Origin of the sequence: Leptolyngbya boryana PCC 6306 (genome assembly GCF_000353285.1) — a bacterium.
Taxonomy (GTDB): Bacteria; Cyanobacteriota; Cyanobacteriia; order Leptolyngbyales; family Leptolyngbyaceae; genus Leptolyngbya; species Leptolyngbya boryana.
Genome location: NZ_KB731324.1, coordinates 259,976 through 284,783, shown reverse-complemented (window position 1 = coordinate 284,783; position 24,808 = coordinate 259,976). Strand labels below are relative to the sequence as shown.

Below are 24,808 nucleotides of genomic sequence, written 5' to 3'. Positions count from 1 at the left end.
AAATTAGAATGATTACTGACTTCAGCCTAGCACCCAGTCTTTGAATATCGGGTCTAGGATTTATTGATGCGGATGGCAACAACAGTCGTACCAAAGGTATAGGTCGGACCATCTAGCTCGATCGTCGTTCCAACCTTGACCTTTTCACCTCCTAATACAGGAGTGCCGTCTACGATTGGGACTTCATTCGTCAACGTCATCAGCATGTCATTCGTTAATGCCAATTCTGGACGCGGATCGGGAAATACCTTCAACGTTCCATCAGGCTGAGGCGTTGCCACTGTCCGAGGCAAAAATCTCAGTTCTTTGAGCTTGACACTGCCAGACGGCTGCTTTCGCACCAGAATGTTCGTCGTATCGCCAACTTTAATAAAGCTTTTAGGATTTGACGCGCTCAGTCCACGTACCACAACATCGACTTCTACAGGCTGTCTTGCGCCTTGTGCTCCTGCCCCTGTTGGTCCGGGATAGACAAAGATTCCAACCACCACCAGTAAAATTACTAGTGCTGCACCCACATCTAGGATGCTGATTTTCCCGAATAATCGACCTTGAGAATCCACAATAGCCATAGTTAAGATGTCTAGATGTCGTGTACGTTGTGTGTTTGCCATGCAACGCCTGTCAAGATTAGCATGACTCGACTCAGCCGTATCAGCAAATTTGTCGAAAATTTGCCTAAACGATGCAACTAAATCGAGTCGCGTTGCGTCCTACTGTTTAGCGCCTCACGCATTTTTCACGCTCTCCTATGATTACAAAAATACTGCGTCGCCGTTGGCTATATCCCGTTTTATCGATCGCGATCGCGGCTGGCATCTGTTTCGGTCAGCCCATGCTCGCACAAGCTATTTCTTGGACTGATCTGCTTCGAGGTGGGATTCAAATCATCCAAGCGAATCAACTGTCTCGATTGTCGGATAGTCAAGAAGTCGATTATGGTCGGCAAATTAATAATCAGTTAACGACTCAAGAAGTCCGACTGGTTAATGATCCGAAACTCACCGCTTATGTCAATGAAATTGGTCAAAGACTCGCAGCCAATAGCGATCGACCGAATATTCCCTATACGTTCCAAGTCGTCGATCAAAAGAGTATTAACGCATTTGCAACGATGGGCGGTTTTGTCTATGTGCATCGCGGTTTGTTGGATGCAGCGGATAATGAAGCTCAAGTCGCCAGCGTCATTGGACACGAAATCGGACATATTGCTGGAAAACATGCGCTCAACCAAATGCGCCAAACAGCAGTGCAGCGAGGGTTATTGGCAGCAGGGGGACTCGATCGTAGTACGATCGCAAATCTAGGGGTACAAGTCGCGCTGCGCTTGCCGAATAGTCGCCGCGATGAGTACGATGCGGATGCGCGAGGAGTTCGCATGATGGGACGGGCAGGATATGCTCAATCTGAAGCAGTCACCTTTATGCGCAAGCTGTTGAATTCTGCTTCGCCTCCAACGTTCTTGGCAAATCATCCAGCCACGTCTGATCGCATCACTCGAATGCAACAACTGATTCGCCAAAATCCCGGTTCGGGAACGGCAGGACTTGATCCCGCAAGTTATCGGGCGCGGCTTCGATAGAAGTTTGAAAGTCTGAAAACGCGAGAGTAGCCGTTATACAGTCAATCTGATAAGGGGATAGAGAGAGGAGGAAGATCTGAAATAGGGTTGCTACTCCTCCTATTTCTCTATCCCCACGCTCCCATTCCCAACTTTGCAAAACAAATCCGCTTAACGATTACCGTTTTAAGACCTGCCGCCCTCTAGGCTTAGGTTCGATCGCGGTTGTGACCTCATCAAGCCCCAGTGTCCGCACCTGATTGGTATACATATTTGCCTGATGCACGATCGCATTATCGATATCTAAGGCAGTCAGCCAGCCGCTTTTAGGATGATATGCGCCTGTGTCAATGCCAAGCCATCCTTGCCCCCGAGCGATCGCTCCCGGTACAACGCCTTGAAAAGTAAAAGTGATCGTATGTCCAGTAATAATCACCTTGTCTGAGAAATAAGGTTGAGTCGAGCGATGAAACTCATCGCGAATCCAACAGAATTCAGCATATCCTTGCTGTTCGAGCGGCATTTCAGGATGGACTCCAGCATGAACTAGCCAGACATCCCCCAAATCTAAATAAGTCGGTAATGTGCGAATCCACTGCACATGCTCGACAAGCACGTCCATATCGGTATAACTTGCAACTGTTGCTCGTCCGCCACTTTGAAGCCAAGCCTGCAAAGCAGGTGCATACACTTGCCCATTGGGAAACGCTTCGAGGAGTAAATGCTCGTGATTTCCAAGTAAAGATTGGTAAGGACTGTTTTTAACAAACTCAATGACTTGATAACTTTGCGGACCTCGATCGATTAAATCCCCTAGAAAATAGACCTGATCCGACGCTTCCGGCGCGATGGTATCCAGCAAATTCATCAAGCCATCGTAGTGACCATGAACATCACCGATCACGATTCGACGGGTGGGTTGCTGACTCATGCGATCGTCCTTAGGAAACAGTAAGACTAGAAATTACACAGCAGAAACTGAGCATACGGATCTGAGCGTATGCCACAATTATGCCCTGTCCACTTCTAAAGTTGACTGAAATTTGACTGAAACGCGGATTTTCTATGGGAACTTTATCTTCCTAACGCCTTGATGAATTGTTGCAATCCGGCGAATAAACTTGGTTTTGCCGATTGACCTAATGCTTTGGCAAAAATTTCATCGAGTTTCTCAGAGTCAGGGCGATCGCGCTCCTCGGCAATCAGTTCATAAGTTCCATCAGGCGCATACCAGACTTGCCAAGGGGACGGATAGCAGCGAAAAATTGCGGATTGATCATCCAGCGGACGCAAATAATAACAAGGCTCGATCGTGTCTAAAAATCGCTGTCTCAGTTGCCGTCCTGCATAGCCAATGCCGATTGTTGCGACGTCTTCTAATCTTGGATTGAGCAGAATCACTGGGCGTTCTCCGGCGGCATTGCAAATTTGCTCGACTGGGGGAACTTCCACGGCACTCGGAGAAACAAAGACGTAAAGTTCGTCTTCGGGATCAACTTGTTCTGTAACGGGGGTCGTCTGCCGGGAGCCTGCAACATCTAAGCTGCGGATTTGGTGGGGTAAGTCGCCCCAATCTCGTTTTGCGAGTGCAGCAATCCCGGAGTCTGTGAAAAAGAGTTTCAGCCCTGCACCGCGATCGCGAAACATCGTAATGAATTGCTCTGCGATCGGCATTGGTTTCAACTCTGGAAACACGAGTTCGACTTGTAACCGGGTATAACCCGCTTCTAGAGCCGCTTGGGTCGCGATTTGGGCTTGCGCGATCGCATCTTCTAAGGTATCTGGCAATTCAGGCATAACGATTTTTTTAAACTGCAAAGTCTTATCGTACAATTCGGTCTAGTCTTAATTCTATCGGGAGCCGCAACGGATGCTGACTTCGACACGGGAACTCTTGGAAACGGCTCGCCGAAATATTTTTGCGATCGGAGCGTTCAATGTTTACAATCTCGAAGGCGTAAAAGCAGTGATCAATGCCGCCGAGATCAGTCGTAGTCCTGCCATGCTGCAATTGCATCCAAGCGCTTTGAAATATGGCAGTTCTCCTCTGGTTGCTCTGTGCTTAGAAGCCGCAGAAGCTGCAACTGTGCCCATTTCAGTACATCTCGATCACAGTACTTCCGTGAAAGATATCGATCGGGTTTTGCAAGATGGTGTGCGCTCAATTATGGCGGATGGCTCGCCGCTTCCCTATGAGCAAAATCTAGAATTTACGCGCAATATGACGCGATTGGCGCATTCTTATCATGCGATCGTCGAAGCGGAGATTGGACGAATCAGCGGCACAGAAGACGGATTAACAATCGCTGAAAAAGAAGCAAAAATGACGGATCCTCAGCAAGCCGTCGAATTTGTCAAAGCGACGAATGTCGATGCTTTGGCAGTGACGATCGGGAATGTTCACGGGGAATATAAAAGTCCTCCCCGTTTAGATTTTCCGCGCTTAGAACAGATTCGGATGTTACTCGACATTCCTCTCGTTTTGCATGGTGCATCTGGGTTGCCTGCCGAGATGATCGCGCGCTCGATTCAGCTTGGGGTGTGTAAGTTTAATGTCAATACCGAAGTCCGGCAGGCGTATATGCAGGCACTCAAAGATGAGATTTGTGGGCAGCAGGAGAAGGACTTACTAGAAGTGACCGGGGAAGCGATCGCAGCTATGCAAGATGTGATTCTTGAGAAACTAGAATTATTTGGCTCTGTCGGTAAAGCTCATCTCCACGAGACTCCCTATGCTACGGTTTTGGCAGCAGCAGCCCACAGAAATTAATATTAATTGCCGTACAGACCGGACAAAGATTGACGCAATGGAGTCATCGAATCGACCGATCTCGCTTGCGAGTCAAAATTTGGTAGAGGCAAAAGAGCGGCAATGGTTCCCGTGATTGAGAGGAGCGCGAATAGCCGGATCAGCATCCGCCGATCAAAACGATGATGCATCATAAGCTTGCTGCGTAAACAACTTACAGGTTTTGCCTGTAAGTGTACCGTGCGATCTCGATCGTGAAAATTCGCTAAAAAAGGACAAATTATCAGCTTCGATCAACATTTGGAGCTAATGTGGTAGTCCTAAATCAGGTGGGGAGTGGGGAGTAGTTCTTTTGGTAGTTCCCTACTCCCTACCCCCTACTCCCCACTCTCTTGAGCAGTTACAACTCAACAAGATCGACATCGTTTGTCGTCGAAACCAGATCGCGATTACTAAGCAACCAATGATTGGCAAATTTGCCCTTCGAGTTCTTTTTCTCGCAGTTGCATCGCTTGAATCGATTGCACCAGGATTTCTCGATTGTTCAAGCCTTGTTCGCTCAGTTTGATCCAGCGTTGTGCCTCATTGCCTTCGCGGAGAATCTTCTTCACAGGCAGCAAGAAACAACTAAAGCCTGCTTTTTTCGCGATCGCAAACGTCTCAGCATACAGTTGCTCAATCCATTCACGCGCCAAAATCGGCTGTCCGTCTTGCCAATGTCTCAACTCTGCATCCAAACTGGATTTAGCTGCTGCTGCCTCATTCTCATTGGCAATTTCAACTAAATCTTCTGCATTCAACTTGCTCTGCTGCAACGGATCAAGACTGGGATCTGCAATCAATTGCTGCAGCCGAGCTTCTAACAATGCAGTCACTGCCAGCAACGCGATCGGATCAGAGACCAAATCACAAATTCTCAATTCTAAGCGATTCAAATTGTAAGGACGGCGATCACCGTTCGGACGCACCGCAGACCAGAGATGACGCACATTTTGCATCGTGCCGATCGCAATTTGCTCCTCTGTCCACCGAATAAAGTGAGCATGGCTTTCAAAGATTGGCACATGAGCAGGCGTTTTCGGAAACAGTCCCCAGCGCGTGGAATGATACCCCGTCATTTCGCCATTAAACCAAGGCGATGCAGCACTCAAGGCTAAATACAACGGCGCTTCCATTCTCACTAAGCGACACGCTCGCATCAATACTTCAGGATCACTGATGCCAATATTAATATGTACACTTGCAGTAACAACTTTTGTACCGTAAGTCTTCTCAATATAATCATGATAAGGATTGGCTGGATCAGATCGCCAAAACCGATCGCCCTGTCCTGCTAAGGGCAATGTACTTCCTGGAATTAAGGTGTAATCACCTTTTGACTTTAAAAATTGACGTAACCGCAGCCGAGGCGTGACCAAATCACACAGCGATCGCTCATATCGAAAACAAGGCGGGGTCGTGTATTCAACATTGCGGCTATCGGGTTCTCGGACAAACCCATCTAACGCCGCAACAATCTCATCAGACATCCCGACGACATCTCCTTGAGGTGTGCCGGTATAGACCTCAATTTCAAACCCTTTTGATAACATCACTGACTCCCAACTGGCTGTCGTCTCTTCTAGTATCCGAGAAAACCGATCATCTGCCACCGTCTGAAGAAATGCGATCGCACTCTTCTTACAAAAATCGATCAATCCTTCATATTTCTGGTGCATCGCTTTCCGAAATCTTGCGGTATATTTCAGTAGCCAATCCTGGGGAACTTGCATCTATCCAGGCTGGTCATTTTCGATTAGATACAAGGTCAATCCTGGCATTCACCCCCTTCCCTGTATAGAGAACATATGACACGTCTAGGCACTTCTAAAATTCTTGCGATCGCGCCCTTGGGCTTGATTTCCTTACTCTGGCTCGGTGGACAAACGGCGCTGAAAGCCCAAGTCACCCCACCTCCAGAAACGCTAACCGTTCCGCTCAACACTGTGGGGACGACAATCTTATACGTTAACCCTGCCAGAGGAACGGATCAAACCACTGCCGGGCGGACAGAGGCAGTTCCCTTCAAAACGCTGAAATTTGCCCTCGATCAAGCGACCGCAGGCACGATCGTTCAATTGGCTCCTGGAACTTACAATCTTCAATCTGGCGAAGTCTTTCCCTTGATTGTTAAAGCAGGGGTAACGGTTCGAGGAGATGAAGCAACCAAAGGTCAATCCACGATCATTCAAGGAGGGGGCGATATTATCAGTCGCTCTTTCGCAAAACAAAATGTATCGATGTGGTTGGCACAAGGGAGCCAGGTTCGCGGGGTGACAGTAACAAATGAAAACTCGCGTGGAACCGGAATTTGGGTGGAGGAAGGTAGTCCCACGATCTCAAACAACACGTTTGCCAATAGCGTTCGTGAAGGGGTCTTTATTACAGGGAATGCCAGCCCAACTGTAACGGACAATGTTTTTGTTAAAAACCAAGGCAATGGAATCTCGATTACGAGAGCTGCGAGCGGTCAAGTGAAGAACAATTCCTTTACTGAAACGGGATTTGGGCTTGCGATTAATGGAACAGCAACGGCGCTGATTGAAGGCAATCAGATCGTCAAAAACCGGGGTGGATTTGTGATTGGTGATTCTGCAAAACCCGTGCTCCGAGGCAATATGATTGCGGATAGTAGCGAAGATGGCATTGTAGTTCTTAGTAGTGCTCAGCCTGATTTAGGTACACCGGAAAGCCTTGGCAATAATACGATCCGCAATAGTAAAGGGCGCGATATTAACAATACGACTCAGAATGTTCTCACTGCGATCGGGAATCAGCTGGATCAGAAAAAGATTGCAGGTCTGATTAATTTTGCTCCTGGTGGCGCAATCGCTTTTTCTGATGTACAAGGACATTGGGCGCAGCAGTATGTCCAAGCTTTAGCATCAAGGGGGATTATTACGGGCTTTCCAGATGGCACATTCAAACCGAATGATCCGGTCACGCGTGCTCAGTTTGCCGCGATCGTGCTGAAAGCGTTTGCCCCTGCTCCCAAGAATGCCGCAGTCAACTTCTCAGATGTTTCTAGCAGATATTGGGGCTTTGCTGCGATTCAGTCGGCTGCGCGCGGTGGGTTTATGGCAGGATTTCCGGGTGGGACGTTCCGACCTGAACAACGGATTCCGAAGGTTCAGTCCTTAGTGGCTTTGTCGAATGGATTAGAGTTTGGAGCGGGTGATCCGTCGCTCCTGTCTCGCTTCCAAGATGCAGCTTCGATTCCAACTTGGGCAAGAAGTCCGATCGCGGCGGCAACTCAACGTCAAATCGTGGTGAACTATCCGACGGTCGGACAATTTAATCCCAATCGGGATGCAACTCGCGCAGAAGTTGCTGCATTTATCTATCAGGCGTTAGTGAGCGCAGGCAAGGCTGAAGCGATTTCTTCTCCCTACGTGGTGGGTGTTGCCCGTTAGATTCGAGTTCTAGCTATTTTGATGAACGATTCTCGAATCGAAAGAGCCAGACCATCAATGCAATTACGCCCAGTTGCAGGGCAAGATTTGGAAGTGCCGTTTCCAGATCTCGTCCTGCCAGCGTTTGGGCGAGAAAGACGAAAGCTCCAATCGCGCCTGAGCCACCAAATGCAATGTAGATAAATTTCCGCAATCCTCGATAAGGTGCAGCGGCTTCGGCTTTGAGCCGCGCATATTTTTCGGGATCGGATTGTCTCAGACGTTCGGATTGCTGGCTCATATAATAAGGGAGGATTTTTGTCGATCGTGACATGAGATGGAATTTTCTGCAATTTCTGTTTCAGAAACGAACGATTATCTGTTATACTGCATGAGGCCTTTTGCCGATGTAGCACAGTGGTAGTGCATTCGATTCGTAATCGAAAGGTCATGGGTTCAAATCCCATCATCGGCTTTTTATGTACGTTCGCACATTAAATGTCGCAATTCGCAAATTAATGTCGTTTTTGATGATTTTTGGCAATATGGATATCATTTCGCAAATTAGTGTCGCAAATTAGTAAATCCCTGCTCTTCGCAGATTAATGTCGCTATTTGTTTCAATAATGCGACTTGCAGATTTATGTCACTTGAAATCAAGAAAGAATGCTGACCAATTACGAATCGAATGCACCTTTCAGTCCTCCAATAGAAAATATTAGTGTGTTAGCTCTTTTGGTTTGGATTTATTAAGTTGCTAGTAGTTAAGTAGTTTATAAATTCAACTTGCTACCTCTTGCTGAGGCTAATTGAATTTGATGTTTCAACAATCACATTGAGCTCATAGTATTTATACTTTCTGCTCTGAGCTTTCAGCCCACCCATTCGTGGGAGGCTGATTGCAATAATCCGATCAGCTGGCACAACAAGCATCATCTTTTCTTTCAGCCCACCTATTCGTGGGAGGCTGATCGCAACATCGGCGTACTGATTGAGCTGCTGATCATCCCAACTTTCAGCCCACCTATTCGTGGGAGGCTGATCGCAACACGAGCATTGGTGGGGTTTCCCCAACTCATTCTCGACTTTCAGCCCACCTATTCGTGGGAGGCTGATCGCAACTCCCAGCGCTAGAATTCTTCTCCTGTAAGCTTTCCAAGCTGCCTTTTGGCAAACCTCGCTAAAAAGTACTCTTTCAACTTTCTGGAAAACTTACTTCGACATACCTCAACTGGATGAAAGGTTCACTAGTAGTGGCTCCTAGCGGTTTGGCGAACCTCCCGGGGATTTTGCCCTCGCTGCGGTTTGCCAAAAAGAATTGGAGGACTCCTCCTTGCTCGGAGGCGATTCAGTAGCTGCAACTTCAGTCACACTATCAGCACCAAGTAATTGATGAGATAATGCCCCTGTGCCTTCACGAGGTGGAGGCTTGACTCACTTCTGCTGGGCGCGCACCTGCGCTATAGTTGAAGAACGGGCTCCACAACTACAGCTTCCCATCCCCACACAAATCTCAAATCGAAACCTGTACCAGGATGGCAGTCAGCGAGCGGGCAGCTACCAGGGTCGGAAAGCACAGTCGTCTCACAACGACCAAACTGACCCTCATTTTTCACAGTTCAGCGGCTTAGAGAGCTTGAACTGCGGCGCTGTTGCTCATATCTTAACTTGTCTTGGTTCGGACGTACTGTAAAGTCAGACTATTTTGCCGTGATCGCACGAGCGTAATAAGCTGCGATCGCGATATCTTTTGCCAATTCTTGAGGATTGCCTTTGAGAGGCTGGGATCCGACTTCAACGGTGATACCCCGTTGAGTCGCTTGACTACAGATGGCTTGAATCAGTCTGTTGTAACTCCATTGATGGATTGCCTGACGATACGCTTTAGCGTATTGCTTTTGAGCTGCAACGGATCCTGGGCACTTCTGTTCAGCCCTTGCTTGAATCTCACTGGCGAGTAAATCTCGAACGTTCTTCAGGTTAGGCACTACAATGCTGCCGGCTTGGTAAGTTCGAGCGAGGTCAATGGTGGAATTTGCCAACAGCTGGTCAACATACTGACCCAGTTCTGATTCTGAGGGTTGGTATGCGACTCCACGCTGTTGATTTTTGTGACGCTGCAAGCGGTGCTGCTGCTCTTTACGGTGACGGTTGAGCAAGTGGTATTGCTCACCGAGCAATGCACGAGGTGTACGATAGGCGAGAATCTCTCCAGTTCTGCCATTGACAACTGCTACTGTGATCGGGTCAGCCAACCCAATACTGATGCCAACTAGAATTTCGGGATTGCCCACGTAAGGAGTCCGGCTAGGACGTTCGGGTAAGTTCTGCAAGCGATCGAGTGTTGAATGATTGCGAGGATCTGGGTTTGGATGGGTCAGCTTTTTGAGGGTTTTCGCAACCTTTTCCTGTTGGGCTTCTAGTGTGCCTTCTGCGCTCATTAAACGAGTATCGAAGGTGCAATAGAGAGCAAGATGGTTCACATTCCATGGGGCACCCTGACCTTCGCCTTCTCTCCAGACTAGGAGGGCTGAACTGAGAGTAAGTAAGCCTGCCGGATAAGTGCCTTTATTTGCTTGATAAGCTTGCCAATCTTCTAAGAAGCTTTGGAAGAAAGGCAGTTGCCTTTGATCGCAAGGGTAGTGTTCTAGATATGTGGATATATGGCAGAATGAAAACGATGTGTTAGAGGGCTGAGTCGAGATGGTCCTAGAACCTGTTCAATGTCCCGATTGCCAGAGTGTGGATGTCGTTAAGCATGGTCGCAGTGCTGCTGGAAAACAACGGTATTGTTGCCGTAACTTAGAGTGTTCGAGACGATCATTTATCTTGAACTTTAGCTATCGAGGACGACTGCCTGAAGTCAAAGCGCAAATCAGCGACATGGCAATCAACGGCAGTGGTATTCGTGATACCGCCAGAGTGTTGAAGATTAGCCCAACGACTGTGATTGAAACGCTGAAAAAAAGTCAAGTCAACTTGAACAAGTAAACATAAGTCTGCTCGAACAGCACCAACCGGATAACACTGCAGTCATGGTCGTCAGAGTCGAGGCGGCGGAGATGGACGAGATGTGGAGTTTTGTCGAGTCAAAGCAGCATCAACGATGGTTGTGGCACGCGATTGACCATCAAACTGGAAAAGTCCTTGCCTATGTGCTAGCCACCCATGAAGACTCAGCTCTTAAGCAACTTCAGCAACTGTTAGCTCCTTTTTCGATTCAACGGTTTTACACCGATAGTTGGGGAGCTTACTTGCGATTGCTAGATGAGCAGCACCATACGGTTGGCAAAGCCAACACACAGCGCATTGAGCGGAAACATCTAACTTTGAGAACTCGGATCAAGCGGCTTGCCAGAAAGACGATCTGTTTTTCCAAGACTGAGAAGATGCATGATACTGTGATTGGATTATTCATCAATCGTCATGAGTTCGGGCGAGCAGTATAACGTTATGCCCACACATCTAGAACACTACCGGCGAGCAGTATAACGTTATGCCCACACATCTAGAACACTACCGATTCTTACTATAGTGTTCTTTGGAGCGAGTTTGATAGGGAACCTCAGTTAAAGAAATTATGTGGTATAGCAGCACGACTTAATTTCCGAGTCCAAGTTTCAGAGCTTCTTCGCATAGCTGAGGTAACAGATGTTTTTGAAGGCGAACTCTTGTTCAACTAAATAAAACACCTCATGGAGGTTTCCGATGCAGGTTGTCGAGTGTTTCACAACAGCTTTCGAGACTTTATTCGTGCAGAGCTATCGCCTGAGCAGCTACAGCGTTTAGATCAGAGTATTCTTTTCTCTTACCTTGATAAGCAGCGTAACCAGCTTTTATGGTTTATGTATGCTCATCGCTACGCTGAAGCTGCTAAAGCTTATAGCTATCTAATGACAAGTTATGAGCAAGGTTACATTAGTCGTCCTTGAAAAACCTAGAAGCGTAATCGGGATGAGGCTTCTAAGCAATGAGCAACAATGATAATATTGCAAGAAAATCACTCAAACTGTTCAAAATCTTGCAAAACCCATGACCGGATTCTCGAAAACACCATCCGGAAAATCAAGCTCAGAAGCTCCAAAACTGAAAGCCCAACTGAACGCGCAGCATGCGTTGTTCAAACTGGCAAATCTGCTGGACTGGGAGAGTTTGGAGCAAGACTTTGGCACAACGATGACCACCGACGGAGGGCGACCGCCATTGCCTGTACGGTTGATGGTGGGACTGCATTACCTGAAGGCGTTGTACAACGAGAGCGATGAATCAGTCGTGGCAAAATGGGTGGAAAACCCATACTGGCAGTACTTTTGCGGAGAAGAGACCTTTCAGCATCAGTTGCCTTGTCATCCATCGAGTTTAGGGAACTGGCGACGACGAGTCGGAGTCGATGGACTGGAAAAACTGCTGTCACAAGTGATCAAGACCGCCATGCAATGCGAGGCATTGTCACCCCAGGATGTGAAGCAAGTGATTGTCGATACGACCGTGCAAGAGAAAGCCATCGCGTTTCCTACCGATGCGCGGTTGTACGACAAAGCCAGACGAACGCTGGTGCGGATGGCCCGAAAACATCAGGTGAAGTTGCGACAAACTTACGTGCGGGTGGGCAAACAAGTACTGCTCAAACAAAGTCGCTATGCCGCTGCTCGACAAGGACGACGCGCTCAGAAGCAAACCCGCATCTTACGCACCTACTTGGGACGAGTGATTCGAGATTTAGAACGCAAACTGAAGCCGATGCCCGAAGCCGTTGCGGTCTTGCTCAAATCTGCCAAGCGAATCTATCAACAGCAGAAGCAGGACAAAGGCAAGTGCTACAGCATTCACGCTCCAGAAGTCGAGTGCATCGCCAAAGGCAAAGCGCACAAACCCTACGAGTTTGGCTGCAAAGTCGTGCTGACGACCACGAACGCCAGCAATTGGATTGTGGGCATTGCTGCCCAGCATGGCAACCCGTATGATGGCTCCACTCTCACTCCCGCCATTGAGCAAGTCGAGCGACTCACAGACATTCGTCCCAACCATGCCACCGTGGATCAGGGATTTCGGGGCAAAGACCATCACCCGCAGGATGTCGAAGTTCTCGTCTGTGACACCCGCAAACGCACCGGGAAGGCGCGACGATTGTTCAAACGGCGGAGTGCCATTGAGCCTGTGATTGGACATAGCAAAAGCGACCACTGTTTAGGGCGCAACTATCTCAAAGGGCAGCTTGGCGATAGTCTCAATGCTTTACTCGCAGGGTGCGGGTTCAATCTTCGCAAATTGTTTCGCGCTGTGATGGTTCTAGAGGTAGAACCTGCTTAGGTTCTACGATTTCGCATAGTGTTTTTCAAGGACGACTAAATAGGCTGTTGAGGAAGACAATCAACTTTGGTGACACTCCAAAAATCTCGGCAGAAATCTGGAGTGTATTGAATTGGATGGCATTGCGTTTCAGCCGTTCTGCCCAAGCGAGTCGTCAGTAAGCACGTTGGCTGCGAGTTAAGTAAACGATCGCGGATTCGACGGGTTGAGTTGCTGAATGGCTCTGTTCAATTCGAGTTTGGTGTCGCCTCAAATGTTGCCGAATCTCTCGCCGCAGTTGAGTGGCTGGAATATCTGTCCAGATCAAAGCTTGAGTCCCTTGTACAGTTTGAATCGGAGTTTGAGCAATGACCGTAATCTCAGGCTCTAATACGACTGCTGGAATCGGAGGCAGCTTCATTCGGATGACTGAAATTCGTCTCCCTTTGGTGTTTTTAGAATCATCGGACAGACAATGCTGCTTCACGGGACAACTTGCACAAATGCGCGGATTCATACTAAACAGCATTTGCATATCGCCGCGGCAAGTATAGCGAATTTCACGTCGGTACATGCGGTGACCTTGCGTATTTTCACAACTTCAGGATCATGATCCCGAAGTTTGTGCAATTGTGCAGCATAATTCAAGACTCTAGAACTGATTCTTTCATCCAGAAGGTGAGTCTTTCTTTTTGCTTCGATCCAGCGTTATACTTAGACAAGTTGCGAATGCGGTAGATTATATTTATCAAAGTTTTTAGGAGGGAGCAAACATATCACGTTGCTCCCTATTCAATGCCTTTCATTCATACATCACACCCTTTGACATTGACAGTAAAATACTTTAGGAGTTGCTCAAATGGAACCACTTTCATTGTTAGCTGGAGCAGTCACAACATATATTATTCCCAAAGCTTTAGAAAAAGTAGGCGAGAAAGTCGGTGAAGTAGCTTTGACAAAGGGTAGCGAAATGGTTCAAGCAACTCGTGACGCTGTACAAAATAAGCTAAAGTCAACAAATACAGATGGAGTCTTAGCAATTGCGGAAGCAGATCCAACAGAAGCTAACTTAGAGATGTTAGAGACAATCCTGCTCAGTCAGATGAAGAGCGATCCAGATTTTGCTACCCTTCTGCGTGATTTTGTTAACCGTATCCAATCTCAATCCCCTATGTTGCAGGTTGTTCTTGACTCGGTGCGAATCAAGAACAGTGTAGAGATTGGCAATATTGAACAGATCAGTGAGGGAAGTGCTGCTGAGCAGGTGGTAGGTCGTAATTTGGGCGTAGGTGGCGACTTAAAGATAGGAGATATTCGTCAAAGCGTTCACAGAAAACTGTAGAGAATTGAGTCAAGATTCGCAGGTTAGCAATTCATTGGATAGGGTGCATAAATTTACAGATTAACGGAGATTCAACTGAGGGAAGTTAGTATTTATGAGCCAACCCAACTTAGAGCAGAGTATTTTTGAGGATGTTGATGTTGGTGGCGATTTCACAGTGGGAGATATTACTCAGATTGGTTCCCAAACTGTTATTCAACAGAAACCTGACTTTTTTGAACCTGCTCTCGATCGCTATAAACCCTCAACCTTCAAAAGTCCTAATCTGATCTCACAGTTGCTCACTCGACTGACGAACCAGAGATTTTTAGTCCTTGCTGGGAGTTCTGATGTTGATAAAGATTCTCTAGCAAAGCACACAGCAGCTTGTTTGATTGAGTCTCTAAGCGCTCAAAGAATGGAGGCAATCTCCAAGGAATGGTATCGCAGTTCTGATCCTCAAAGTATCGATATCGAGCTACAGAACACTGAAAAGACAACGGTCTTTATTCTGACACAGGTGAATCCTCAGAGTTTCGGCTATGACCTAGCACGCATTCAGAAAGCTGCAAATCTCTGTAAACACTATATTGTAATGAGTACTGATGTGACATTTGCTGCTTGGCGACAACCGAGCAGCACAAAATTATTCTGGTATGAGTTATCTCGTGGCAGTGTCGCTGATGCGCCTCAACTGATCAATACGCTTTCTCAGGAGGAAGCGCTAAGTAATTGGTATCATCACCATTTGAAGCAGCCACGAGATCGACTGCTTGCACTAGGCTTGAGCTTTTTTGATGGGCTATTTGATGATCAGTTCTTTGCGGCTTTAGAAGAGATTGTAGAGAGAGTTTGGCAGCGACGAGATGCTTCCCTGCGGGCGTTAGATTATCGTGATTTAGAAAACCTTCATACCTTCTTCAACTTCACAGAAACTAAGAATCAGGGTACTAAAATCGCAATTCGCTTTCCAAAGCAACGGCGGACTTTGTTTAAAATTGCTTGGCATAGCGATCGTAGACAAATTTTATCTGCGTTGCCTGTGCTAGTAGATCTGATTCGGCAGTCAGTCGTTGGGCGATTAGCAAATTTGGAATTATATGGAAGTGATACAAAATGCAAAGAGATCCGAACTGTAATCGCTGAAACGATTAGTGATATTGGCTCGATTTCGGAAAATGCAATTCAGACAACACTCCTACAACTATCAGCAGATCCAAACACTGATGTGCAAGCGACTGCGGCATATGCAATGGCACGATGGCGCGACCCAGAATACTCACTTGATCAGCAACTGTTCAAAACGCTCCATTCCTGGTTGGACCTGATGCAAGCGCGGCACATTATTGCTCAAGTTGAGGCGATCTTGAGAGGACGTAACAGTGAATCTAGTAAAAGTTCAAAAGCGGAGGACTATATCAAAATAACGGTTGCGCTAACTATCAGCTATGCCGCGCTCTATGACGCGCCTCGCGGAATGGAGGGGTCAACGGGGCTGTCTCAGGAGTGTTGTGACCTCCTGGAAAAATTAGCAACTGATCCGAGTCCTGTTGTCCGAGATGTCTTCCTGAGCTACACACTTCCTAGAGCTTTGCAGATTCATCTCAGGCAGTTGAGACAATGGTTACAAGATAAGATTCAGCAGCAGGTGAGTCCGACTCATTCGCATTCTGCGATCATCAACTTCAATCAAGCGATCGCAGCAAGTTTGGCTGGGACTTATCGCAGGGACTCAGAAGCTACGATAAAAATTCTTGAACATTGGGAAGATGAAGGACGGAAACGACTTTCTGAAGTAATTGATCCAGCGAAAGTAACATCGCGTGAGAGTTTGCTTGCAACGGTTGCGCGAACCTATGGAGAAATTGAACCTCAACCAGAATTGGGACAACTCACAGCAAGCAGCATCGTCGATCGATTACAGCAGATGCTTCAAGGAGAAAAGCACCCTTTCGTGCGCGAAGCAATTCTGTTTGCGCTTTGTCGGCAGGCACGATCGCATTTTGATGAAATTGAGTTTCAACTGCAATCTTTGGTGGCGAATTTGCAAGAGAGTGAGTGGCAAGAGATTGCAGACTTACTGTCTGACATCTATGTTGAGCAGCGTGTTCAACTGTCTGGAGGAGACTATTGGAGTGCTAAGCCTATTCAGATCGGCAACTATTCGTACAGGTATCAGATCTGGACAAAGCAAGCTCGTCCTCAGACCCAGATTGAGGAAGCAATGTATCATTCTTGGTTGACCAGCGAAAGTAATCCAGCAGCACAACAAATTGCGCTGCGTGCTGCAAATGCTTTTGCTGATCGAGTCGATCGTGATGAAGAGCAAGAGCAACAAAGAATTTTAAACAATCTCGATCGCGAACAGACTGCGATCGTTCCTCAGCCGAAGCAGATGCCCACTCGATCAACTTACAATCCGCTTGTTAAACATTTTGTTCCCTGGCTGGCAGTGTTTCTGAAGTGGTTACAGTACGGGCTATTCAAAAGAATTTACTGCAATGCTTTAACGGGACGATGGTCTTACTATCAAAATACTGTTTCTAACATCTTACCAGAGGCACTCAAGCAAGATTTATCTTCTCGATTTACGATGGCTTTTGTAATTGGAAGATTACGAGGATTGGGCAGTAGAGATGTTCAAATCATTGTAGACTTACTCGATCTCTCGATCGTGATTGCCAAAAATCCTGGTTCTGTTGTCATCATCGGTTTGTTGCTGGTTGGCGGTCTTGGCTGGCTGTTAACGCTGTTTGGTCGCTAAGCAATAACTTTTAGGTTACTAGCATGATGCTTTGCTGCATCGACTAATTTTTGCCACTCCTGTTGCTGATTCGCTCGTGTCTCAATTTGACGCAGTTCTTCCCAAACATGAATCTGCTCACGATGAAGGAATCGATTCCACTCCCGTTCCGCAGATTCAGCCCGCAGAACTCGATCGACAAATTCTCGCACCATCACATAAGCCACTTCATTCGGCTCATGCAGCATTTGTTGCAATACTGCATCGCATCCGTCGATCGTTCTATCTCGCAGAAGCTTCAAGGTTGCTTCAATCTGCTCAATCGGGAGCTTTCTATCGACATCTGGGTCTTTTTCTAGTAGTTCGCTATGGATCACACGAGGACTGGGGAGAACTTCAGGAGACTGAGCGATCGCGGATTTGAGTCGCTCCAAGCCAAATTCGATCATCATCTTCACAACTGGAAGTTGCCAGAGCACAAGAACGTCACTGCTCTTGAGAAAATGAGAGAGGGTAAAGGCGATCGTCTCGCCACTTGGATTTGAAGGAACTGGCGAAGGTTCAGGAAAAGCTTGCTTGATCACCTCAAGACAGTGATCGAATGTCAGACCTTTCACTGCCTCCGGGCTTGCTGATTTAACAATCTCCAGCACTTGCTCGTGAATTTGTGAGCTAGTAATCGGTTTGAGATCAGCTACTTCACTTTCATCAGGAGTAAGCTTATCTAGATACGCTCGAACTTGCCGCTGAATGATACCTGCATAGGAAACATTAAACACAGAAAGCGTCTCGAAACCAAGCTGAATCTCACGAAATTGAGCCTCTGCACCCGGAACAGCCCGAATTCGCTCCAAGACATCTTGAAAAAACTGACTGCCTTTCGCTGAAGAAAGCCCTTTGAGCTTTGCTTTCTTGACTAAGACATCTGTCAGTTCAGACTTGACGGTTTCCAGATAATCTTGAAACTGACCATCCAAGGATAGAAATTGACGAGCTAGATCCGCTCTGAGTCTAGGAAGATAGCTATTGTAGGCAGTATTGAATGATTCGTGGTAATCACGAGTAATCTTGACATCTACACTAGAAGGCAGTCGGGTTTCTGTCTGACATTTTTTGATGACGTTCGCTACTTTTGCTTTGAACTGAGCTTCAGAGTCTTTACGCTTACGCGACTTGTCAATAATGAAATCTTCTAGCGCTCCGGGTAAGTCTCTCTTCCAGAATGTTTCAAAGTTTTCTTGAAAAATCTGGTAAAGATCAGCCTGAACGAGGATTGTGCTTGCTTTTTCTAGTTCAACCAACACTTTTCGCTGCAACTGATCAAGTTGAGCTTGACAGGATTGAGCGTACTGCTTGTCTAATGCTTCTATTTCGTGAGCTAAGTAATCTAAAACTGGATCGAGAACTTTGGTCTGAGCTTCTCTACTATCATCGCAATCGGCAATCACACGATCGCTGACCTCGATGTTGAACTCATCCATTCTCGAAATGTACTTTTCACAGAGGTGAAAATTATCTGTTTTCTCATCGCCCTTGACCCAGTTCAGCACCATCATCGACCACAGTTGGATGGGCAATTCTTTGAGAGATTCGCGGGCTTTCTCATAGAGTTGCACATCAAAATCCTGCAAACTATCTCCTTTGCTCCCTGGCATTCGGACAAACAGCACAAAATCGACATCTTGTCTGAGAGTATTCGTCAGGCGCTCTTCGTCAACATAGTTGATATCCCCGATTCCAGGCAGATCGACGAGGGCAATCTTGCCGATATCGGCTTGAGGAAATCGACAAGTAATCACGACTTCGCGAACGGCGAGATAGTTGAGAATCGGTTTCCCCTGATCATTCGTTTGATCCTGGGTCACATAGTCGCGAATTTCGGCTGCTGTGATTGGGATGTCGCCTTTCAAGAAGAGGGGGCGATAGTCATCTAGCTGCTTGACATAAGTTTTACGCAGGTGACCATAGAGCGCACGACCGGATAGAGTCTGCTTGTTCTCGGGTAAAGCGGGAATCTCTTTGAGAGCGTCAAGCGTGGCGGGCAGTTCGCCAAGCGATAGATTGGTATAGTAAGGGTGGATGACTTCCTGTAAAAAATCTTGTTCTGAGTAGAAGTAAGCTTGTCCGGTGGCTGATTCAGTCGAGTCTGAGTGAAGAATTTTGCTGCGTGCTCCTGTACAAAACTCGCCGCGACTATCCGGAATCTCAACTTCACTCAGTCCTGTTAAACTCCGCAGTAGACGACTCTTCCCCTGGCGTGCCCGCCCAATTACTCCAATATTTAAAGTCGGTCGCTTGAACCTTACCATTAATCGATCGAGATCTGCGATCGCAGTTGCAATCTCGCTCCGTAGCTCATCTAACTTTTTCCTCAACCCCTTACTAATCTCAACCTCTGTGCGATGTGTCAACAGTTGGCTACAACGCTCCTGTAGTGACTCCAATGAAGTACTCAGCGTGATGAGATTTGCTTTATTAGATTCAACGATGGCAACGAGAGGTTGCCGTTTAGCAATGATCTGCTCAATCTTTTCTGCTCTCGACATAGAGGGTAAATTAGCAACTTCTGAAACTGCACACAATAAAAACTAGAGTACGAAGCTCCCTTCGCACCACGACTCTGCGGGATATCTGGAATACTTTCAGCGCTTGAAGTTGGAGCGGCGATCGCTTGGGACTTTGTACAGACTTGCTAGGACAATGACTAAAACAGTGCCAGATCCATCTAGAGAGTAACGCTTTCTATTAAAATTTGCCAGATCAAATTGAAAAACTGAGAAATAGTGTTTATTATCCGTCTATCTAACTGAAGTAAATTAGCAGCCTAAGTAATATGCAAGCCCAGGTCAGGGAGTAGCGATGGCAATTGTTTACATCGGCGATCGAAAAGCTGGAAAAACTCATCTTGCCTTAGAGTTAATCAATCCTCGCGGGCATTATGTCAAGGTTTCAGGCATTGACTATGACTCTCTCAAAGCGAATCTGTTTGGCACAGAAGATACCATTCGAGCCACCGATAGCATTCGAGAGCACCCATTGGAGGTGAATGTCCAGCTTCCGATCCCCAAGCCTCTATTGGTCAAGTGGATGGATACACCGGGTGAAATTTGGCGCTCTTCCTGGCAGACCGACAATCAGGAGGATTGGCTGAGCTTTCTCGGCACAGTCACACAGAGTGAAGGGGTGCTCTTAATCTTGCCTCCCTATCGCGAAATCTTAAAGCCTACCATTGATCCCCAGCCTTACATGACTCAGCGACAGTGGTGTAATCGCTTTGATAGTTGGGTCGAGTTTTTTATAAGTCACTGTGCTAAAGCGCGACACATTGCGATTTGTCTCAATAAAGCCGATTTATTTTGTGATTATGAAGCAGAGGCTCAAAAACTCATTTACAATCCGAATGGAAGGCAAATGGCATGGCTCGATCGACACCGCTATGTCTCCCAGCGATATTTTCACCCGATTCAAGCACAGATTGATCGAATTAATACACAGCGCGACTGTGCAGCCCGTTGTTTTATCACCAGCATTCATAGCCGCACACTGCTCGAATTGCCTTGGATCTACCTTGCTAGTTTTTTATCCGCCTGATTTTCGACACTATTTTTCGACACCATGAGTAAGCCCGGACAGCACAACCAAATTATCACCATCATCGGATCGAGGCGGACTGGAAAAACGACGTTTATGGCAGGTCTTGCTTACTGGCATCGACAGTTCAAAAGCCAGAGATTTACGATCGATCCGGTTGGGGAGGACACTCACAAGCTCGCCGATAAAGCAGAGAACATGATCTGTCAGGGACTCTCATTAGATCCAACGCTGCCAACTGACAATATCGATGAATTGCCTGAGTATTCATTCGATATTTGGATTAAGCAGCCTTTTAAGAAGGAACGGATTGTCCTGGTTGCTAGGGATTATCCTGGTGAGGTCTTTGACTCGATCAATGGGGCGGATTCGCTTCATTCTGACTACATTGACGAATGCTTTCAGCAACGAGTGGGAGGATGCTTGATTCTCCTCGATCGTTGGGATGATGATGCTTACTATGTCCCTCGCATTCAAAAATTTGTGCAGCTACTTCACGACTATGGTCGAGCCGATTTGCGAGTCGCGATCGCGATTAGTAAATGTGAACGAGGAGAGATTTGGCCTTGTCGGCTTGATCCAAAACGCGATCTGTTTGAGACTCATTTGCCGCGCACAACCGAGATTTTGAAAAAGGGAATTGCGAAAACAAAACTCCAGTTCTTTGCCATTTCTACATTTGGGGTACTCGATCCGATTACTAATCCACGACCCAATCGACGAGACGAGATTGTGTTTCATGAAGAGTTTGGAGAACAGAGATTCTGCTATTTGCGTGAGCGCAAAGTCTGGCAACCCTATGGTTTGATGGCTCCAATCTACTGGTTAGCGAAGGAAGCGAGGATGAGCAGTGGTCACTAAATTTGGGAAAAAAGAGAGCCAAATTCAAAATGCCACGCTGCGGGTGATTGGCGATCGTGCGGCGGGTAAAACAACCTATATGGCGGCTCTCGCTCGTTCGATCATTCCACCCAATAGTCCAGTGCAGTCGGTCACCCCATTTGGGGAGGATAGTAAAAGTTTGGTGGCAATGGCGCAAAATGTTCTGGAGCAGGGACTAGAGCCAGAGCCATCTCCACTCGATTCGACATTAGATCTCAAAGATTATGGTCTGACGATTACGCTTCGGGATCAGTTTGGCTGGAGCTTTCAGGGCGCGAGAACCACTACGCTGAATATTGCCTGTAAGGACTATCCCGGTGAGTTTTTGAGAGATCTGATTTTTAAGCCAGAGTCGCTGAGATTTCAGGATTATCTAGAAGACTGTGTTCGTGCAAATGGACTGTTGTTGCTGCTCGATGGCACTGCTTATCGCAAGGATAAAGACTATGCGACCAGTGTCGAACAGTTGCTCCTCGCGCTCGATCAAGAGAACCGAGGGGCTTCTAGACAACGGATTGCGATCGCGCTGTCGAAGTGTGAGCAACCCGAACTCTGGGTGCATCGGTTTCAGCCCCAGAAGGCAGTCCACGATCGCTTTCCCAAACTGTGTGCAAAATTGGCGACCTGGCAGCAGGACGGCGCGATTCAGACTGAATGTTTCACGCTGTCGGCATATGGGTCACTGGGAACCTACACGCCGGAGCCAAATATGCGAAAGACTTACCGCGATCAGGGGGGAACACGGGCAGTGCTGAAAAATCCCAGGTTGTGGCAACCGTTTGGACTCGTTGCACCCCTGTATTGGCTCTGTACAAATAAGCGTCATCCTGGATTAGATAAGGAGTAGACCCATGTCTTCGATTGAGATTCACCAATTCTGTACTGCGCTTAATCCGCAAGGGACGCGCGAAAACTGGAGATCGACGGGCTATAGAGGAGGGTACATGAACTCGACGCTGACTAAAGTTCCGCCAGCAGTCGATCGAGACATTCGGAATCTTCTGTTTGATGTGCGTCCGTCAAAATCGGAGCCTGCACTGGTAGGACGGGAGTGTTGGGGAAAATCAGATGCCGAGGAGGATTGGTCAGTTTTAGCGATCGTGACTTTGGCGCAAGATGAATCGAGGTCGTTCCCGGTCTATCGCTATTTCTTGAGTCAGGGGCGCTATAATTTATCGAAGCTTCTAGCCTGGGTGAAGAGCCACGATTCCTATCCAGTATTTGATCCGTTTGATCGTCCAAGCGAATCCATCATCTCGAATCCCCAGCTTGAGTCGCCAGAAATCCCGAAGTGGGTCGATCAACACAAATCTCCGATTATTGTCCCTCCCAAGCATCAGATGCAGGTAGCTGCGATTAGTGCGATCGCCTATCAGAAAAGTGAAAAGGGAAAAATTATTCCAGCATGGGCGTACAACGTAGAAGCGATCGAAAAACCAGAGCGTTTTTTGGTCATTCAACCTGCGAGTCAAGACACCTACCAACGCTTGCAAAATCGCACGCCTGTTCTAGAAGCGACGGCTGAGGTTGCGGATGAGCAGGGTCTTAAGGGTGCTCTCAAAGCTTTGCGCGACAATAGAATGAATTCAAAAGATCTGAAAACCTTTGTCGAAGCCTTGGATGATCCCAATGTATCGATCCAAGCTTGGGAACAGATCTTTAATTCTTTTGATGCATCGGTGGCGATCAAGAAGAAGATTGACACGGATGAGATGATTCGGCTGTTGACCTTGAGAGCGATCGCGCTGCCTAAAGAACTTCCGAATTATTTAAAGTGGTTAAACGAAGGAAGGAAGGAAGAGAGTGAAAAACGTACACGTACCGCTTTAACTTTTCAAGGACAGCTTGAACTGCAATCTATCCCTCCAAGATTTGTAGACATCCAAACGGTTAGAGATCGATGTTACTCAGGCATCGAAATTTGCTTCAAGCGGCTGCAGTCAGATAGAACCTTAGTCGATCGATTAGTTTGGGTGCTTTCTGAGCAAGATAGTCTCTGGTACAAAACGCAGTGCAATACAGAGCTAATCAATAATAGTGTCCACGATTTGAGAACTCTAGGGGGGGACACTCCTCCTGACCCTCTTCCTCAACTGAAAAGCAGAGATCCTGACTTCTGGAAAAGCCTACATGCAGAGAAGCGATCAGGCACATATGTCCCCTTTGCTAAGTTATTTAAAGACCTAGCCGATAAGTTTGCCAAGATTGGATCGATCAGGCGGACAAAGAGCTACTACCAGCTTGCTGCTTATTTCTGTCAGGTAACCGAAGGAGAGGTTCCCAAAAAAATCTTTAAAAACGCCCTCGACTCTAAGCGTCGTAAGGAAAAATTGTGGGGGCGCTGGATATCTCGCAAAATTACAGTCTGGGAACAAGCTGGGTACGCGTTGATCAAAATTTACGATCGTTTTGTGTTCAAACATTTCTACAAGATCGCAACGATCGTTGGATTCTTGGGTGGCTTCATCCTTGCCATTCCGAATGAGTTGAAACTGATTTTTATTGTATTTTTGGGTGCTTTAACTGTCGTGCTCCTTCTGATGCAGATTCTGGGACGGAAGTTTGTTAAGTCTGTGCCACCCCAAGATGATCCTGAACAAGAGATGCCAAAACGTCAGCAAATCGCGATGTGGGTGCTTTCAGCCTTCGGTTTCATCATTGCGTCAGCAGCAGGCTGGGGAATTGGAACTCTCTCCAACGATCGGACTCTCAATAATTTTGCTCGGAAAGCGGGTTCAACAAACGGCTCCCAAACCAGTAACTCAACTTCTAGTACACCTCAACCTTCTGGCTGCGCCAAAATTGAGACACAGCCTCCACCAGAACTACTCGTTCAAGCTCGACAAAGTTTTTCGATCACTCGGCAAGAGATTTCAAGAATTGTAGAAAAATTTAAAAGCAATCCACCGATTCAGTTTGAACCCAATGCAAAACCTCAAAATCAGATTATGGAGTCATTAAAATGTGTGCTTCAAAGTGATGTCGAATATGCAGGTGTCATTGCCGATCCTCAGGTTGCTGAATCTGCTCGTAACGCACCCAATCAAGCAAATCCAAAAATTGACAAATGGATTGCTGCGCTCCACAACTATCAAAGTAGAAATGGGATAGCAATTAAAGATGGAGTACTACAGCTTAATGGACAGACGGGTCAAGCGCTAGAGAAGGCGTTAGAAGATGAGCTTAAGAAAAAAAGCATCCACTGATAAGCAGAACTAAATTCAGCACTCAAATTTACTGG

General features: G+C 47.0%; 21 protein-coding genes and 1 tRNA gene. 13 read left to right on the top strand and 9 right to left on the bottom strand.

Going from position 1 to position 24,808, the window contains the following annotated elements; translation table 11 throughout:
- Nucleotides 1-53: 53 nt before the first annotated feature.
- The gene (locus LEPBO_RS0101335; RefSeq protein ID WP_017285725.1) at nt 54-572 is read right to left on the bottom strand and encodes a DUF4330 domain-containing protein; all 519 of its coding nucleotides are present in this window, start codon (nt 570-572) and stop codon (nt 54-56) included.
- 179 nt (nt 573-751) lie between these two features.
- Between LEPBO_RS0101335 and LEPBO_RS0101330 the strand changes: the two genes are divergently transcribed.
- The gene (locus LEPBO_RS0101330) at nt 752-1,582 is read left to right on the top strand and encodes a M48 family metallopeptidase (RefSeq protein WP_036044316.1); all 831 of its coding nucleotides are present in this window, start codon (nt 752-754) and stop codon (nt 1,580-1,582) included.
- A gap of 157 nt (nt 1,583-1,739) precedes the next feature.
- Here LEPBO_RS0101330 and LEPBO_RS0101325 read toward each other — a convergent pair whose 3' ends face one another.
- Together LEPBO_RS0101325 and LEPBO_RS0101320 are read right to left on the bottom strand one after the other, a co-directional pair.
- Nucleotides 1,740-2,492, bottom strand: coding sequence for a metallophosphoesterase family protein (locus LEPBO_RS0101325; RefSeq protein WP_017285723.1), 753 nt, complete (start codon nt 2,490-2,492; stop codon nt 1,740-1,742).
- Nucleotides 2,493-2,635: 143 nt separating this feature from the next.
- Complete coding sequence (locus tag LEPBO_RS0101320) at nt 2,636-3,358, bottom strand: DUF1995 family protein (RefSeq protein ID WP_017285722.1); 723 nt, start codon at nt 3,356-3,358, stop codon at nt 2,636-2,638.
- A gap of 73 nt (nt 3,359-3,431) precedes the next feature.
- Between LEPBO_RS0101320 and LEPBO_RS0101315 the strand changes: the two genes are divergently transcribed.
- Nucleotides 3,432-4,331, top strand: a complete 900-nt coding sequence (locus LEPBO_RS0101315) for a class II fructose-bisphosphate aldolase (RefSeq protein WP_017285721.1) — start codon at nt 3,432-3,434, stop codon at nt 4,329-4,331.
- A gap of 2 nt (nt 4,332-4,333) precedes the next feature.
- Here LEPBO_RS0101315 and LEPBO_RS42750 read toward each other — a convergent pair whose 3' ends face one another.
- Together LEPBO_RS42750 and gshA are read right to left on the bottom strand one after the other, a co-directional pair.
- Nucleotides 4,334-4,504 carry a hypothetical protein gene (locus tag LEPBO_RS42750; protein WP_154660817.1) on the bottom strand — a complete coding sequence of 57 codons (171 nt, stop codon included), beginning with the start codon at nt 4,502-4,504 and terminating at the stop codon, nt 4,334-4,336.
- Nucleotides 4,505-4,762: 258 nt separating this feature from the next.
- Nucleotides 4,763-6,082 (bottom strand): glutamate--cysteine ligase, encoded by a 1,320-nt coding sequence (gene gshA / locus LEPBO_RS0101305; RefSeq protein ID WP_017285719.1) that lies wholly within the window; start codon nt 6,080-6,082, stop codon nt 4,763-4,765.
- Nucleotides 6,083-6,157: 75 nt separating this feature from the next.
- On the opposite strand from gshA, the gene LEPBO_RS0101300 reads away from it, so the two are divergent.
- A complete protein-coding gene (locus tag LEPBO_RS0101300) occupies nt 6,158-7,762 on the top strand; it encodes a DUF1565 domain-containing protein (RefSeq protein ID WP_017285718.1) in 1,605 nt (534 codons plus the stop codon).
- 13 nt (nt 7,763-7,775) lie between these two features.
- Here LEPBO_RS0101300 and LEPBO_RS0101295 read toward each other — a convergent pair whose 3' ends face one another.
- Nucleotides 7,776-8,075, bottom strand: coding sequence for a DUF3493 domain-containing protein (locus tag LEPBO_RS0101295; protein ID WP_225885719.1), 300 nt, complete (start codon nt 8,073-8,075; stop codon nt 7,776-7,778).
- A 69-nt stretch (nt 8,076-8,144) separates the two neighbouring features.
- Here LEPBO_RS0101295 and LEPBO_RS0101290 point away from each other — a divergent pair.
- Nucleotides 8,145-8,216 (top strand) — tRNA-Thr (locus tag LEPBO_RS0101290).
- 1,225 nt (nt 8,217-9,441) lie between these two features.
- Here the strand turns inward: LEPBO_RS0101290 and cas12k are convergent.
- Nucleotides 9,442-10,404, bottom strand: a complete 963-nt coding sequence (cas12k, locus tag LEPBO_RS35770; protein WP_225885751.1) for a type V CRISPR-associated protein Cas12k — start codon at nt 10,402-10,404, stop codon at nt 9,442-9,444.
- Nucleotides 10,405-10,444: 40 nt separating this feature from the next.
- Between cas12k and LEPBO_RS45575 the strand changes: the two genes are divergently transcribed.
- The 3 genes from LEPBO_RS45575 (at nt 10,445) to LEPBO_RS0101260 (ending at nt 13,051) form a co-directional block, all read left to right on the top strand.
- A protein-coding gene (locus LEPBO_RS45575; RefSeq protein WP_455565126.1) for an IS1 family transposase occupies nt 10,445-11,190 on the top strand; the annotation gives its coding sequence in 2 pieces (ribosomal slippage) (nt 10,445-10,700 and nt 10,700-11,190; 747 coding nt in all).
- 246 nt (nt 11,191-11,436) lie between these two features.
- On the top strand, nt 11,437-11,673 hold the full coding sequence (locus LEPBO_RS0101265) for a hypothetical protein (protein ID WP_017285712.1): 237 nt from the start codon (nt 11,437-11,439) through the stop codon (nt 11,671-11,673).
- Between the two features lie 100 nt (nt 11,674-11,773).
- Nucleotides 11,774-13,051, top strand: coding sequence for an IS5 family transposase (locus tag LEPBO_RS0101260; RefSeq protein ID WP_017285711.1), 1,278 nt, complete (start codon nt 11,774-11,776; stop codon nt 13,049-13,051).
- Between the two features lie 154 nt (nt 13,052-13,205).
- Here LEPBO_RS0101260 and LEPBO_RS0101255 read toward each other — a convergent pair whose 3' ends face one another.
- Nucleotides 13,206-13,604: a hypothetical protein gene (locus LEPBO_RS0101255; protein WP_017285710.1), complete on the bottom strand. Its 399-nt coding sequence runs from the start codon at nt 13,602-13,604 to the stop codon at nt 13,206-13,208.
- A gap of 285 nt (nt 13,605-13,889) precedes the next feature.
- Here LEPBO_RS0101255 and LEPBO_RS0101250 point away from each other — a divergent pair, with 285 nt between their 5' ends.
- Both LEPBO_RS0101250 and LEPBO_RS0101245 read left to right on the top strand, forming a co-directional pair.
- Nucleotides 13,890-14,372 carry a hypothetical protein gene (locus LEPBO_RS0101250; protein ID WP_017285709.1) on the top strand — a complete coding sequence of 161 codons (483 nt, stop codon included), beginning with the start codon at nt 13,890-13,892 and terminating at the stop codon, nt 14,370-14,372.
- A gap of 94 nt (nt 14,373-14,466) precedes the next feature.
- The gene (locus tag LEPBO_RS0101245; RefSeq protein ID WP_017285708.1) at nt 14,467-17,115 is read left to right on the top strand and encodes a hypothetical protein; all 2,649 of its coding nucleotides are present in this window, start codon (nt 14,467-14,469) and stop codon (nt 17,113-17,115) included.
- Here LEPBO_RS0101245 and LEPBO_RS35765 read toward each other — a convergent pair.
- The gene (locus LEPBO_RS35765) at nt 17,112-19,640 is read right to left on the bottom strand and encodes a GTPase domain-containing protein (RefSeq protein ID WP_017285707.1); all 2,529 of its coding nucleotides are present in this window, start codon (nt 19,638-19,640) and stop codon (nt 17,112-17,114) included. The genes LEPBO_RS0101245 and LEPBO_RS35765 overlap by 4 nt on opposite strands.
- A 313-nt stretch (nt 19,641-19,953) precedes the next feature.
- Here LEPBO_RS35765 and LEPBO_RS0101235 point away from each other — a divergent pair, with 313 nt between their 5' ends.
- Genes LEPBO_RS0101235 through LEPBO_RS0101220 form a run of 4 tightly spaced genes read left to right on the top strand, consistent with a single transcriptional unit; the run spans nt 19,954 to nt 24,773 of the window.
- A complete protein-coding gene (locus tag LEPBO_RS0101235; protein ID WP_017285706.1) occupies nt 19,954-20,685 on the top strand; it encodes a hypothetical protein in 732 nt (243 codons plus the stop codon).
- 24 nt (nt 20,686-20,709) lie between these two features.
- Nucleotides 20,710-21,546, top strand: a complete 837-nt coding sequence (locus tag LEPBO_RS0101230) for a hypothetical protein (RefSeq protein ID WP_026148335.1) — start codon at nt 20,710-20,712, stop codon at nt 21,544-21,546.
- Nucleotides 21,536-22,414 (top strand): hypothetical protein, encoded by an 879-nt coding sequence (locus LEPBO_RS0101225; RefSeq protein WP_017285704.1) that lies wholly within the window; start codon nt 21,536-21,538, stop codon nt 22,412-22,414. Before LEPBO_RS0101230 ends, LEPBO_RS0101225 begins: the two co-directional genes overlap by 11 nt.
- Nucleotides 22,415-22,418: 4 nt before the next feature.
- The gene (locus tag LEPBO_RS0101220; RefSeq protein WP_017285703.1) at nt 22,419-24,773 is read left to right on the top strand and encodes a sulfite exporter TauE/SafE family protein; all 2,355 of its coding nucleotides are present in this window, start codon (nt 22,419-22,421) and stop codon (nt 24,771-24,773) included.
- The last annotated feature ends 35 nt before the right edge of the window (nt 24,774-24,808 follow it).